General features: G+C 58.9%; 13 protein-coding genes. 9 read left to right on the top strand and 4 right to left on the bottom strand.

Annotated features, from left to right (window positions below; all coding sequences use genetic code 11):
• Positions 1 to 67 precede the first annotated feature (67 nt).
• The 8 genes from AC3WMT_RS02735 to AC3WMT_RS02700 all read left to right on the top strand — a co-directional run bounded on the left by AC3WMT_RS02735 (position 68) and on the right by AC3WMT_RS02700 (position 8,493).
• Complete coding sequence (locus tag AC3WMT_RS02735; protein WP_103302375.1) at positions 68 to 1,918, top strand: extracellular solute-binding protein; 1,851 nt, start codon at positions 68 to 70, stop codon at positions 1,916 to 1,918.
• Positions 1,905 to 2,969: a microcin C ABC transporter permease YejB gene (locus AC3WMT_RS02730; RefSeq protein ID WP_103302374.1), complete on the top strand. Its 1,065-nt coding sequence runs from the start codon at positions 1,905 to 1,907 to the stop codon at positions 2,967 to 2,969. The genes AC3WMT_RS02735 and AC3WMT_RS02730 overlap by 14 nt, the downstream gene beginning before the upstream one ends.
• The gene (locus tag AC3WMT_RS02725; RefSeq protein ID WP_103302373.1) at positions 2,969 to 3,991 is read left to right on the top strand and encodes an ABC transporter permease; all 1,023 of its coding nucleotides are present in this window, start codon (positions 2,969 to 2,971) and stop codon (positions 3,989 to 3,991) included. The genes AC3WMT_RS02730 and AC3WMT_RS02725 overlap by 1 nt, the downstream gene beginning before the upstream one ends.
• A gap of 2 nt (positions 3,992 to 3,993) precedes the next feature.
• On the top strand, positions 3,994 to 5,613 hold the full coding sequence (locus AC3WMT_RS02720) for an ABC transporter ATP-binding protein (protein WP_103302372.1): 1,620 nt from the start codon (positions 3,994 to 3,996) through the stop codon (positions 5,611 to 5,613).
• 43 nt (positions 5,614 to 5,656) lie between these two features.
• On the top strand, positions 5,657 to 6,184 hold the full coding sequence (locus AC3WMT_RS02715; RefSeq protein WP_103302371.1) for a PAAR domain-containing protein: 528 nt from the start codon (positions 5,657 to 5,659) through the stop codon (positions 6,182 to 6,184).
• Between the two features lie 12 nt (positions 6,185 to 6,196).
• The gene (locus AC3WMT_RS02710; RefSeq protein ID WP_103302370.1) at positions 6,197 to 7,234 is read left to right on the top strand and encodes a hypothetical protein; all 1,038 of its coding nucleotides are present in this window, start codon (positions 6,197 to 6,199) and stop codon (positions 7,232 to 7,234) included.
• A 95-nt stretch (positions 7,235 to 7,329) separates the two neighbouring features.
• On the top strand, positions 7,330 to 7,836 hold the full coding sequence (locus tag AC3WMT_RS02705) for a hypothetical protein (protein WP_103302369.1): 507 nt from the start codon (positions 7,330 to 7,332) through the stop codon (positions 7,834 to 7,836).
• Positions 7,837 to 7,917: 81 nt separating this feature from the next.
• A complete protein-coding gene (locus tag AC3WMT_RS02700) occupies positions 7,918 to 8,493 on the top strand; it encodes a hypothetical protein (protein WP_146041214.1) in 576 nt (191 codons plus the stop codon).
• A gap of 58 nt (positions 8,494 to 8,551) precedes the next feature.
• Here AC3WMT_RS02700 and AC3WMT_RS02695 read toward each other — a convergent pair whose 3' ends face one another.
• Both AC3WMT_RS02695 and AC3WMT_RS02690 read right to left on the bottom strand, forming a co-directional pair.
• Positions 8,552 to 8,866: an SCP2 sterol-binding domain-containing protein gene (locus AC3WMT_RS02695; protein WP_103302367.1), complete on the bottom strand. Its 315-nt coding sequence runs from the start codon at positions 8,864 to 8,866 to the stop codon at positions 8,552 to 8,554.
• A 49-nt stretch (positions 8,867 to 8,915) separates the two neighbouring features.
• Positions 8,916 to 9,626, bottom strand: a complete 711-nt coding sequence (locus tag AC3WMT_RS02690) for a histidine phosphatase family protein (protein ID WP_103302366.1) — start codon at positions 9,624 to 9,626, stop codon at positions 8,916 to 8,918.
• A 204-nt stretch (positions 9,627 to 9,830) separates the two neighbouring features.
• Between AC3WMT_RS02690 and sohB the strand changes: the two genes are divergently transcribed.
• The gene (sohB, locus tag AC3WMT_RS02685) at positions 9,831 to 10,862 is read left to right on the top strand and encodes a protease SohB (protein WP_103302365.1); all 1,032 of its coding nucleotides are present in this window, start codon (positions 9,831 to 9,833) and stop codon (positions 10,860 to 10,862) included.
• A gap of 81 nt (positions 10,863 to 10,943) precedes the next feature.
• Here the strand turns inward: sohB and AC3WMT_RS02680 are convergent, their stop codons facing one another.
• Both AC3WMT_RS02680 and AC3WMT_RS02675 read right to left on the bottom strand, forming a co-directional pair.
• Positions 10,944 to 11,438 (bottom strand): DUF934 domain-containing protein, encoded by a 495-nt coding sequence (locus AC3WMT_RS02680; protein WP_095189786.1) that lies wholly within the window; start codon positions 11,436 to 11,438, stop codon positions 10,944 to 10,946.
• Positions 11,422 to 13,080, bottom strand: a complete 1,659-nt coding sequence (locus AC3WMT_RS02675) for a nitrite/sulfite reductase (RefSeq protein ID WP_103302364.1) — start codon at positions 13,078 to 13,080, stop codon at positions 11,422 to 11,424. The genes AC3WMT_RS02680 and AC3WMT_RS02675 overlap by 17 nt, the downstream gene beginning before the upstream one ends.
• Positions 13,081 to 13,288: the final 208 nt, after the last annotated feature.

Raw genomic sequence — 13,288 nt, 5'->3', positions numbered from 1 at the left:
GAAAACCTGTGGGAGCTGGTTTGCCAGCGATGAGGCCATTAGCAGCACCGTAAAAAGGGATCTGCCAATGTTCTCCAGACTCATTTTATTCAGCGCCTGTGTGCTTTTAACGCCGTTCGGTTGGGCGACCCCACAACCGGCGCTCACCGTCTACGGCGAAGCCCCCAAGTACGCCGCCGACTTCCAGCACCTGGCCTACGCCAACCCCGACGCACCCAAGGGCGGCACACTGCGTCGGTCCTCGCTGGAAAGCGGACCGTTCGATCATCTGATTCCCTACATCGACAAAGGCACCGGCGTGGCGGATGTCGACGGCTGGCTTTACGCGCCGCTGGCCTATCGCAGCAAGGATGAGCCCTACAGCGTTTATGGTCTGGTGGCGCAGCAGATGGAGCTGGACGCCGATCGGCGCTGGCTGCGTTTCTATCTGAACCCTCACGCACGTTTCGAAGACGGCTCGCCGATCACCGCCGAAGACGTGCGCTACACCTTCGAGTTGCTGACCACCCAGGGCAGCCTCAAATACCGCCAGCAGTTTCGTGACGTCGCTGAAGTGCAGGTGGAGTCGCCGACTCAGGTGCGTTTCATTTTCAAGAACAATGACAGCCGCACCTTGCCGCTGGATCTGGCGACGCTGCCGGTGCTACCCGAGCATTGGTGGCGCATCCGTAACTTCGCCGACGGTGGCGGTTTCGAGATTCCGCCGGGCAGTGGCCCCTATCGAATCAGTGCGGTGGATGCCGGACGCAGCGTGAAATTTCAACGGATCACGGACTGGTGGGCCAAGGATCTGCCGATCACTCGCGGTCTGTATAACTTCGATCATTTGAGCGTGGAATTCTTCGCCGACACCGACGTCGCGCGTCAGGTGCTGAAGGCCGGCGGCTTCGACTACAACCGTGAGTTCTCGGCGACCAGTTTCACCATCGGCTATGCCGGCGCGGCGCTGGAACAGGGCAGATTGCGCCGTGAGCACCTCGCACCCGGCGCGGCCCAAGGCACGCAGGGTTTTGTGTTCAATCTGCAAAAGCCGCAGTTTCAGGACCGCCGGGTACGGCAGGCAATCGCCATGCTCTGGGATTTCGAATGGACCAACCGGCAGATGATGCGCAGCATGTACTTGCGTCAGCGCAGCTACTTTTCACACAGCGCCTTGTCGGCCACCGAACTGCCTGATGCCGAGGAACTGAAAATCCTTGAGCCGTTGCGCGGCAAGATTCCCGACGAGGTTTTCACCCAGGTCTTCGAGGCGCCGAAAACCGATGGCAGCGGCAACATCCGCGCCGAACAACTGCAAGCGTTGAAACTGCTGGAGGCGGCTGGCTGGAAACCCCAGGGTGATCAGTTGGTCAACGCCAAAGGCGAACCCCTGCAGTTCACTTTTCTCAATGGCCAGAAGGGCTTCGAACGCTTGTTGCTGCCGTTCAAGCGCAATCTGGCGCAGATCGGCATCGGCTTCGATATCCGTCAGGTCGACACTGCGCAGTACACCAACCGCGTGCGCAATCGCGACTACGACATGATCGTCGTCGGTTACCCGGTGAGTCAGGCGCCGGGGCGCGAGATGTTCAATTTCTTTGGCGCCGACGGGGCCGACGATCCGGGTTCGAACAACTACATGACGCTGCGCGATCCGGCAGTCGACGCGCTGCTCGAAGGGCTGGTACAGGCCGATAACCGCGAAAGCCTGCTGCGTCACGCCCGTGCCCTGGATCGGGTGTTGCAGTGGGGGTATTACTGGGTGCCCAACTATTACCCGCCGGGCCTTTCCACCGTTTGGTGGAACCGTTTCGGTCGCCCGGCGATTGCGCCGCTGTACGACGCCGGCCTCGACACCTGGTGGGAAATCAGTCCCACGGCGCTGACCGCGACCCAGATGCAAAACCAGCAAAAGGAGTACGCCCATGTGGGGTTATAGCCTGCGACGCCTGCTGCTGATCGTGCCGACGTTACTGGCGATTCTGCTGGTCAATTTCGTCATCGTTCAAGCCGCACCGGGCGGCCCGGTGGAGCAAGCCATTGCGCGGCTACAGGGGATTGGCGTCGGGGCAGCGGTGGGCTCCAGCCATGTCGAGAGCGTCGGCGGCGAATCCCGCGCGACTCGCGGCCTTGATCCGCAACTGGTGGCCGACATCGAGCGCCAGTATGGCTTTGACAAGCTTGCCAGCGAGCGTTTGTGGCTGCTGCTCAAGAACTACGCGCAACTGGATTTCGGACAAAGTTTTTTTCGCGGCGCCAGCGTCACCGAGTTGATCTGGCAGAAGCTGCCGGTGACCTTGTCGCTAGGCTTGTGGGCGACCTTGATCACTTATCTTGTGTCGATTCCGCTGGGCATTCGCAAGGCCGTGCACAACGGCTCGGCGTTCGATGTCTGGAGCAGTGCGGCGATCATTATCGGTTACGCGATGCCGGGGTTTCTGTTTGCGCTGCTGCTGATCGTGGTGTTTGCCGGCGGCACGGCGCTGGACTGGTTTCCGGTGCGCGGGCTGGTCTCGGACAACTTCGCCGAGCTGTCGCTGTGGGGCAAGATTGCCGATTACTTCTGGCATCTGGTGCTTCCGGTAACAGCACTGGTGATCGGCGGTTTTGCCACGCTGACAATCCTCACCAAGAACAGCTTTCTCAATGAAATCTCACGGCTGTATGTGGTCACCGCGCGGGCCAAGGGGTTGAGTGAGCGGCAGGTGTTGTACGGCCATGTGTTTCGCAATGCGATGCTGCTGGTGGTTGCCGGATTGCCTCAGGCCTTGGTCACTGTGTTCTTTGGCGGTTCGCTGCTGATCGAAGTGATCTTCTCCCTCGATGGCCTTGGCCGTCTCAGCTACGAAGCGGCGGTGTCGCGCGACTATCCGGTGGTGTTCGGTTCGCTGTTCATCTTCACCCTGTTCGGCCTGCTGATAAAGCTGCTCGGCGACCTGTGCTACACGCTGGTCGACCCGCGCATAGACTTCACTGCGAGGGCTGCCTGATGCTGACGTTATCTCCTATCGGCCAGCGTCGCTGGGCGCGGTTCAGGGCGCATCGGCGCGGCTGGTGGTCGTTGTGGCTGTTTCTCGCGCTGTTCGGCCTGAGCCTGGGCGGCGAACTGGTCGCCAATGACAAGCCGCTGTTGGTGAGCTATCAGGGCGACTGGTACTTCCCCGCGTTCAAGCGCTACACCGAGCAGGACTTTGCCGGCGAACTGCCGTTTCAGCCGGACTATCGCAGCGCGCAGGTGCGTCAGTTGATCGAGGGGCAGGGCGGGCGGATGTGGTTCGCGCCGATCCCGTTCGGTTTCGACACGGTCAATTACGACCTCACGGAACCGGCGCCGAGCCCGCCAAGTGGCGAGAACTGGCTGGGCACCGACGATCAGGCGCGGGATGTGCTGGCGCGGGTGATCTTCGGTGCACGGGTGTCGCTGTTGTTTGCCTTGGCACTGACCGCCGCCAGCGCGCTGATCGGCATCGCGGCCGGTGCGCTGCAGGGCTACTACGGCGGTTGGGTCGACCTCATCGGGCAACGCTTGCTGGAGGTGTGGTCGGGCCTGCCGGTGTTGTATCTGCTGATCATTCTGTCCGGGTTCGTCGAGCCGAATTTCTGGTGGTTGCTGGGGATCATGGCGCTGTTTTCCTGGCTCAGTCTGGTCGATGTGGTGCGCGCTGAATTCCTTCGCAGCCGCGGGCTTGAGTACGTGAAAGCCGCACGGGCACTGGGGGTGGGTGATGCGCAGGTGATCCTCCGGCACATCTTGCCCAATGCCATGAGCGCGACGTTGACCTACCTGCCGTTCATTCTTACCGGCGCGATTGCGACGTTGTCGGCACTGGATTTTCTCGGTTTTGGCATGCCGGCCGGCAGCGCCTCACTGGGGGAACTGATTGGCCAGGGCAAAAACAATCTGCAAGCGCCATGGCTTGGCTTGACCGCGTTTTTCGCGCTGGCGCTGATCCTTTCCCTGCTTGTTTTTATCGGCGAAGCCTGTCGCGACGCGTTTGATCCAAGGACCTGAAAATGAGCGATAACCTGATCGAAATACGCGACCTGCGAGTGGCCTTCAATGGCCAGAAAGTGGTGCACGGTATCAACCTCGACATCCGTCCCGGTGAATGCCTGGCACTGGTGGGTGAGTCCGGTTCCGGCAAATCGGTGACGGCGCACAGCATCCTGCAACTGCTCGACCCGGCCATCACGCGGATCGACGGCAGCATTCGTTATGCCGGTGAAGAGTTGTTGGGCGTGCATGAGCGTTATCTGCGGCAACTGCGCGGCAATCGCATCGCGATGATTTTTCAGGAGCCGATGAGCTCGTTGAACCCGCTGCACACCATCGAACGGCAACTCGGTGAAAGCCTTGCCCTGCACAAGGGCCTGGCCGGCGCGGCTGCCCGCGCACGTATTCTTGAACTGCTGGAACTGGTCGGCATTCAGCGCCCACGCGAACGGCTGAAGGCGTATCCGCATCAACTTTCCGGTGGCCAGCGGCAACGGGTGATGATCGCGATGGCGCTGGCGTGCGAACCGCAATTGCTGATCGCCGACGAGCCGACCACAGCGCTGGACGTGACTGTGCAGCGCAAGATTCTGCTGCTGTTGAAGCAGTTGCAGACGCGTCTGGGCATGGCGCTGTTGATCATCAGCCATGACCTTAATCTGGTGCGCACTATCGCTCAGCGCGTGGCAGTGATGCGCGGCGGTCTGATTGTCGAGCAGGCGCCTTGCGAACAATTGTTCAGTGCACCGCAGCATCCTTACAGCATTGAATTGCTCAATGCCGAACCGGGGGGTACGGCGCTTTGTCGCGATGCGGCAGAAGATCTGTTGCAGGTGAGTGATCTCAATGTGCGCTTTCGGCTGGGCGGCGGCTGGCTGCGGCCCAGGACTTATCTGGAGGCGGTGAAGGGGATTGGCCTGACGCTGCAGCGGGGCAAGACCCTGGGGATTGTCGGCGAGTCAGGTTCCGGCAAATCCACTCTGGGGCAGGCGATCCTGCGTCTGATCGATGCCGACGGCCAGATTCGCTTTCAGGGCGAGGCGCTGGAGCAACTGAGCGGCAAGCAACTGCGACCCCTGCGCAAACGCCTGCAAGTGGTATTTCAGGATCCGTTCGGCAGTCTCAGCCCGCGTCTTTGCGTGGAGCAGATCATCGCCGAAGGATTGCGCGTGCACAGTGATTTGAACGCTGGCGAGCGCGAGCAGGCGGTGATCGATGTGCTCCGCGAAGTCGGCCTCGACCCTGCAACGCGTCATCGCTATCCCCATGAGTTTTCCGGCGGTCAGCGACAACGCATCGCCATCGCCCGCGCACTGGTGCTCAAACCGGACCTGATCCTGCTGGATGAACCGACCTCGGCGCTCGATCGTACGGTGCAAAAGCAGATCGTTGGGTTGTTGCGGCGATTGCAGGAGGAACACGGCTTGACCTACCTGTTCATCAGCCACGATCTGGCGGTGGTGCGGGCGCTGGCGCATGACTTGATTGTGATGAAGGACGGCGAGGTGGTGGAGCGTGGCGCGACGGATGAACTGTTTCGCGAGGCGCGCCATCCTTATACGCGAGAGTTGCTGGCAGCCTCGTTCGCTGCGCCGGATTTGCCCCTTGCAGCCAAGGACAGACTTTTATCCCTGGTCTAGATCCGGTACATTCCGCGGCTTGGCTCTCACAAGGATGTAGATGATGGCAAAACCTGCCGCCCGACTCAGTGATCTCAACGCCTGCCCGGTAACCGGCCACGGCACCAATGCAAGCACCGCCGGTTCACCCAATGTGAACATCAACGGCATGCCGGTGCTGCGCGTCGGCGACGCCACGGCCTGCGGCGATGCGGTCAGCGAAGGCATCGGCAATATCCTGATCAATGGCCAACCCATTGCATTTCTCGGCAGTGCCACCGCCCACGGCGGCATGATCATCACCGGCTCTGGCGACGTCTTCGTCGGCACTCAGGCCGGCGCCGCGCCGTTCACTCCGATCGTGACGGTCCCCAAACACAGCGAACGCTTCCAACTGGTGGACGAAACCACCGGCGAAGCCATTCCCGACATGCTCTTTTGCATCGAAACCGGTGACGGCCAACGCCTTGTCGGCCATACCGACAACCACGGCAACGCCGCACGGGTGTTCACCGCCGACCCGACGTCCATTGTCGTGCAATGGGGCAAGGAAGCCGCCGCTCACCTGGATGCACTGGGCATCGCTTACTAAGGAAGGTTCAACGTGGCGACACCGGACAAGAAACAGGGCGAGACAAGCGATCAACACGCGACGACGCAGGTCAAGGGCACACTGGCGCAGGACTATGTGACTGTAGTGGGGGCATCCTACATGTCGCTATACGAGAAGGTTCGCGGCCAGAAAGGCAACAAGATGCGCTTTATCAATCAGGGCATCCGTCAACTCACCAAGTACCCGGCAGGTACTCCTAACTTCTCTGTCCAGCGTGTATTTCTGGTGTTCAAGAATGATTACCCGGATAACTTGCTGGCGGCTTTGAAAGACGTCGTGGAGAACCAACACGGTGCGCAGTATCGGGAGATGGATTCCATCTCTGGTGTTGTCGACTTCATTGCCACCCGGCAACGTCGGGGCCGGGAAATCAAACAACTGGATTTTTTCTCCCACGGTGTAGTGGGCAGTATTGAACTGGGCTACGAACTGGATAAAAACGACAGTTATCGGCTGCGTGATGCGCAGGCCCAGATGTTCAAGCCCGAGGCATTTGCTTACGGTGCCAAGATTTACTCGTATGCCTGCCGTACCGGTTTGGGTATCGACGCCGATTTCAAAGTGAATGAGGGCGAAGATCCTCATTACGAACGCAGTCTGGCGCAGATTCTGGCCAACTCGACTCAGACCACTGTTTGGGCGTTTCCACGACGCAGCAATTACGACACCACCTACGGCACGTCGGCCGAACGCGAGTCCGTGCCGGGGATTCGTAAGCAGGCGAGTAGTGATGCCCAGGCAATGGAGGCATACAGAAGTCAGAAGACTGCCTATCAGCGAAAATTGGCAGCGCATCGCAAGCAGGCGAATGATCCCACTGCGCAAATTCCTGGAGAACAGGCACCGCAGGCACCAAAACCCACGATCACTGATGAACAGCGTGATTTGATGGCGCACGACGACAGTCGGGCGTTTTATGAAAAAAAGGTTGGCTTCCCCCTTGATGCTTTAGGTGCACATCGTGATGTTCGCTCAGGTAACACGCCTGATGGTGTTCCCAAGCAACTCTGTGCCTATAAACCCATATGAAAACAAGGCTGTTATCGGGTAAACAGCGCCTTTTATGCATACTGTTGGCCGTCGTCAGCGCTGCAACACTATTTATTTACGCCAAGGAAGATCATATGTCCGCCAAAGTGATGATGTATTACGGCGCCTGGAGTCCCGAAGAAGTCCGCTTTGACGCCACTCGGTGGTTCAGCTCTGGCATGTACCGCCCGCGTTTGATGGAGACGCCGCCGCAGGCGAGTCCGTTGACAATGCTGCGTAACAAGCCGGAAAGCTTGCAGTCGATTGAAAACGACGTTCTTTTGACCAAGGTTCTGGTGGCGATCGAACAGAAATATCCGAAGGTCGACACAGAAGATCTTGTCCTGAATACCCCGGATTTGCGCCGTCAAATACGCTATGCCTACAGCGCATTCGCTGAACCGGACAAGCCAGTGGATTCCTATTGGCTGTTTGTAACGCTTCAGCACGATACCTACGTCGTCACTCTGGATTGGGACGTCAACGACAAGCAGCTGCTGACCGGAGCCATGGCTTCGCACTTGGTGAAAGGGAGTGATGAAGAAGTCGCATACCTGCAAGTACAGCGCGAGCTTGAAAAAGCGGCTGACGCAAAGCGTTGAACTGCAGAGTTTGAAAAACTCGGCAGGCGAAATTCAAATATCGAACGTAAGTCGTCGACGCAGACGTTCGCAGGTCATCGAGTGAAAAGTCATTTTTTCAGGACCAGGGTCGTTCAAGCGCTCGTGCTGCTTGCTGTCATTCTTCCGTTGAGTGTTTATCTCTACCCTTCAAGGGTTGATATGTATTACGGCGACTGGAGCCCTGAAGAGAACCGCTTTGATGCTTCCAGGTGGTTTAGCAACGGTATGTATCGTCGGGATGTTGTGAATGGCAAGGTCAGTCTCATCACCATGCAACGCACACAGCCACTAATTCTGACCTCGGCAAATAACGATGAATTGGTCGCGACGGCGATTGTTGCTCTGGAGTCTGCGGATCCCGAAGTGAGTGGCGAGTTGCTACAAAAGCACTGGCCAACGCTGGTGCCACGGGTCCGTTATCGCTACAGCGCTTTTGCAGCGCCGGATCAGCCGCAGGATTATTACAACATTTACCTGAAGTATCAGGGTGAGCGGTATGTCATCACCTTCGCCCGTGATGCGCAAACCGGTGAAATCATCCCCGGTGGCAGCGTCCAGTTGATGTACCCCGACAGTCAGACCCAGATCGCCGATCGGCAGGTCTTCAAGGAGCTGGACGCCGACGGCATCCAGTGACCCTGAAACGACAAATCCCGCCAATCAGGCGGGATTTGTTTGTAAGCGAACGGCAGTCTTACGAAGGGAACAGCTCGGACAGTTTCATCGCCAGCATCATGTCGCCTTCAGCGCGCAGTTTGCCGCCCATGAACGCCTGCATGCCGTCGGTCGAACCGTCGACGATGCCTTCCAGGGTTTCGCCGTCCATCACCAGAGTGACCTGGGCGTCCGGGTTCTCGCCTTCTTGCAGCTCGCAGGTGCTGTCCTTGACGATCAGCGAGAAGTTTTTGGTCTCGTCGATGCGGAAACCGAAGACCAGATCCAGACCGGCAGCAGCGGCTGGGTTGAACTTGGCTTTCATTGCTTGTACGGCGTCAGCTACGGAGGTCATGGTTCAATCCTTATTTGGTTGATACAGCAAGGTTCACGGTAATCCGGACTCAACGAAAAGTGATGAGTTCCGGGGCCTTCAACAGTTGCAGATGTGCATGACTGTTGAAGGAGGCCAAAGCCACCTCGCGACCGCGGAACTTCAGCTGGTTGAGCGAGGTGTTGACGATTTGCCAGTTCAATTCAAAGGCCTGTCTGGCAGGCATTTGCGTAATGAGGTGGAGCAGGGCGGTGATGGTGCCACCGGAGGTAAACACGGCGATTTTCTGGTTTTTTTCCGCCTGCTCAAGGATGCGATGCAACCCGCCCCGGACTCGCTCGACGAAGCCCAGCCAGCTCTCCAGCCCCGGAGTATCGTAGGTGCCCGCCAGCCAGCGCTCGATGATCAAGGCGAAGATGCGCTGGAACTCACCACGGTTTTGCGCGGCGTTGCGCAGGATGTCGAGGGCCTCGGGTTCTTCCGGCAGCATCGCCGGCAGCAGGGCGCGAATCACCGCGTCGGCATCGAATTCGTTGAAGGCGGAATCGGTTTCCAGCGTTGGTACCGACAGGCCTTGGGCAGTGAACTGTTCCAGCGCGCTGGTGGCCGTGTGTTGCTGGCGCCGCAGGTCACCCGACAGGCAGCGATCGAAGCGAATCCCCAGTTCGGCCAAGTGTTGGCCGAGGATTTCTGCCTGGCGCACACCGGTCGGCGACAGGACGTCATAGTCGTCTGCACCAAAGGAGGCCTGGCCATGTCGAATCAGATAGATGCTGCCCACGTCCGCGTCATCCCGGTACGTTGAAGGTTTGGCGAGGTTATGAGGATGATGCTGAGCTGTCAATGAAAAAACATACGCTTGTTTGAAATTCCCGTTACAGGCGTGTTGCCAGAGTTTTCACGGCTGGCCGACGAGCCGGCGCATGGGTATGCTGGAACCATTCCGCGTGTGCCGTACATCCACGCATCGTTTTAAGGAGTCTCTGTGGAGTTTTTCACCGAATACGCCAGTTTCCTGGCCAAGACCGTTACCCTGGTGATCGCCATCCTGGTGGTGCTTGCCAGTTTTGCCGCGCTGCGCAGCAAGGGGCGGCGCAAGTCGGCGGGGCAGCTGCAGGTCAGCAAACTCAATGATTTCTATAAGGGCCTGCGTGAGCGTCTGGAGCAGACGCTGCTCGACAAGGATCAGCTCAAGGCGTTGCGCAAGGGCGAGGCCAAGTCCGAGAAAAGCGCGAAGAAGCAAAAGAACAAGCCCGAGGCCAAATCTCGCGTGTTCGTGCTGGATTTCGATGGCGACATCAAGGCCTCGGCCACTGAGAGCCTGCGCCACGAAATCACCGCGCTGCTGACCCTCGCCACTCCCCAGGATGAAGTCGTCCTGCGTCTGGAAAGTGGTGGCGGCATGGTGCACAGCTACGGTCTGGCGTCGTCGCAACTGGCGCGTATCCGCGAAGCCGGCGTGCCGCTGACGGTTTGCATCGACAAGGTCGCGGCGAGCGGCGGCTACATGATGGCGTGCATCGGCGAGAAGATCATCAGTGCGCCCTTTGCGATTCTGGGCTCGATCGGTGTGGTTGCGCAGTTGCCTAACGTCAATCGCTTGCTGAAGAAGCACGATATCGATTTTGAAGTGCTGACCGCCGGTGAGTACAAACGCACTTTGACCGTGTTCGGCGAAAACACCGAAAAGGGCCGCGAGAAGTTCCAGGAAGACCTGGACATTACCCACCAACTGTTCAAGAACTTCGTTGCCCGCTACCGCCCGCAACTGGCCATCGACGAAGTGGCGACCGGCGAAGTCTGGCTCGGCGTCGCGGCGCTGGACATGCAACTGGTGGATGAGCTCAAGACCAGTGATGAATACCTCGCCCAGAAAGCCAAACAGGCCGAGGTCTATCACTTGCATTACGCCGAACGCAAAAGCCTGCAAGAGCGCATCGGCATGGCGGCCAGCGGTTCGGTGGATCGCGTGCTGTTGAGCTGGTGGAGTCGTTTGACGCAGCAACGTTTCTGGTAAAACAGTCAGGCATAAAAAACGCCGGTCATTGACCGGCGTTTTTTTGTCCGCAGCTTTTTGTCAGCAGGGAAGGCCGAAAGCCTAGCGACGCCGGAACAGCGGCAGCGGTTCGTCAGTGGCGGCCTGATAGGTCACCGAGAAGTCCTTGAGACCTTCCAGGGCTTCGTAGGGATCTTTGTCCGCACGCACGGCAAAGGCGTCGAAGCCACAGCGGTGCATGTAGAACAACTGGTCGCGCAACACATCGCCGATTGCACGCAGCTCGCCTTTGAAACCGTAACGGTCACGCAAAAGACGTGCATTGGAGTAGTTGCGGCCGTCGGTGAACGCCGGGAAGTTCAACGCAATGACCTGAAACTCGGCGACGTCGTCACCGATTTCCTCGGCTTCTTCGTCGGCGTCCAGCCATACGCCCAAGCCACCGTCGCGGGCCTTGAGCATGCGGCTGTGTTCGCGCCACAGTTGCAGTGGAACGATCAGATCGTCGCAATTGCTGATCTCGTCGATGTTGAAATCCTTGGGCAGCAAGTGCCAGGTTTCGTCGACGACTTCGTTGTTCTTAATGATTCGCTGCATAGACGCGTTCCTTGAAGAGGTCGATGCCAATACGCTGATAGGTGTCGATGAAGCGCTCGTCTTCGGTACGTTGTTCCACGTACACGTCGATCAGCTTCGAAATGACGTCAGGCATGGCTTCCTGAGCGAAGGACGGGCCGAGGATCTTGCCCAGGCTCGCGTCACGGCTGGCGCTGCCGCCGAGGGAAACCTGATAGAACTCTTCGCCTTTCTTGTCCACGCCGAGAATGCCGATGTGGCCCACATGGTGGTGACCACAGGCGTTCATGCATCCGGAGATGTTCAAGTCCAGCTCACCGATGTCGAACAGGTAATCGAGGTCGTCGAAACGGCGCTGGATCGATTCGGCAATCGGGATCGACTTGGCGTTGGCCAGCGAGCAGAAATCACCGCCCGGGCAGCAGATGATGTCGGTCAGCAGGCCGATGTTCGGCGTCGCGAAACCGCCTTCACGCAGCTCGCCCCACAGGGTGAACAACTGGCTCTGCTCGACGTCGGCAAGAATGATGTTCTGCTCGTGGGACGTGCGCAGTTGGCCGAAGCTGTAGCGGTCGGCCAGATCGGCAACGGCGTCGAGCTGCTTGTCGGTGATGTCGCCCGGCGCGACGCCGGTCGGTTTCAGCGACAGGGTCACGGCCACATAACCCGGCTTTTTGTGCGCCAGGGTGTTGCGGGTGCGCCAGCGGGCGAAGCCTGGATGTTCCTTGTCGAGTGCGGCCAGCTCGGCGGTCTGGTTGTCCAGCGCCTTGTAGTCCGGATCAACGAAGTGCTTGGCCACTCGATGCAGTTCGGCTTCGGTCAGCGTGGTCTGGCCACCGCGCAGGTGTTCCATTTCCGCATCGACTTTCTGTGCGAACACTTCAGGCGTGAGGGCTTTGACGAGGATCTTGATCCGAGCCTTGTATTTGTTGTCGCGACGGCCGTAGCGGTTGTAGACCCGCAGGATGGCGTCGAGATAGCTCAACAGATCCTGCCATGGCAGGAACTCGTTGATGAACGCACCGACGACCGGAGTACGACCCAGGCCACCGCCCACCAGCACGCGGAAACCCAGTTCGCCGGCTTCGTTATGCACGGGTTCAAGACCGATGTCGTGAACTTCGATAGCGGCGCGGTCAGCGGTCGAACCGTTGACGGCGATCTTGAATTTACGCGGCAGGTAGGCGAATTCCGGGTGGAAGGTGGTCCACTGACGGACGATTTCGCACCATGGGCGCGGGTCGATCAATTCGTCGGCGGCGACACCGGCGAACTGGTCGGTGGTGACATTGCGCAGGCAGTTGCCGCTGGTCTGGATCGCGTGCATCTGCACGGTGGCCAGTTCGGCGAGGATGTCCGGGATGTCTTCCACCGCCGGCCAGTTGAACTGCACGTTCTGCCGGGTACTGATGTGGGCGTAGCCCTTGTCGTAGTCGCGGGCAATCTTGGCCATCATGCGCGTCTGACGCGAAGTCAGTTGGCCGTAAGGCACCGCAACACGCAACATCGGCGCAAAACGCTGGATGTACAGGCCATTTTGCAGGCGCAGGGGGCGGAATTCTTCTTCGCTCAGCTCACCTGCCAGATAGCGTCGGGTCTGATCACGGAACTGCTTGACGCGGTCCTCGATGATCCGCTGATCGTACTCGTCGTATACGTACATATAAGTCCTGTTCTCAGGCTTTGGGCTACTCGGAAAACGCTGCGTTTTCGCTTGCTGGAGTCCGATGGTGCCTCTGCAATTCTGCGCGCACGGCCGCGCACTCCCTAACGGAGCCGGGGCAATATACCCGTTTGCAGTTATGCGCAAAAGTGATGTTTGAGTATATGTAAAGAACCAAATCGCCTAACGAGAACAGTTATTAACTATT

It is taken from the genome of Pseudomonas sp. FW305-7 (assembly GCF_058786735.1).
Note: the sequence above shows the minus strand (reverse complement) of the source record. Positions and strands in the feature narration are given on the sequence as shown.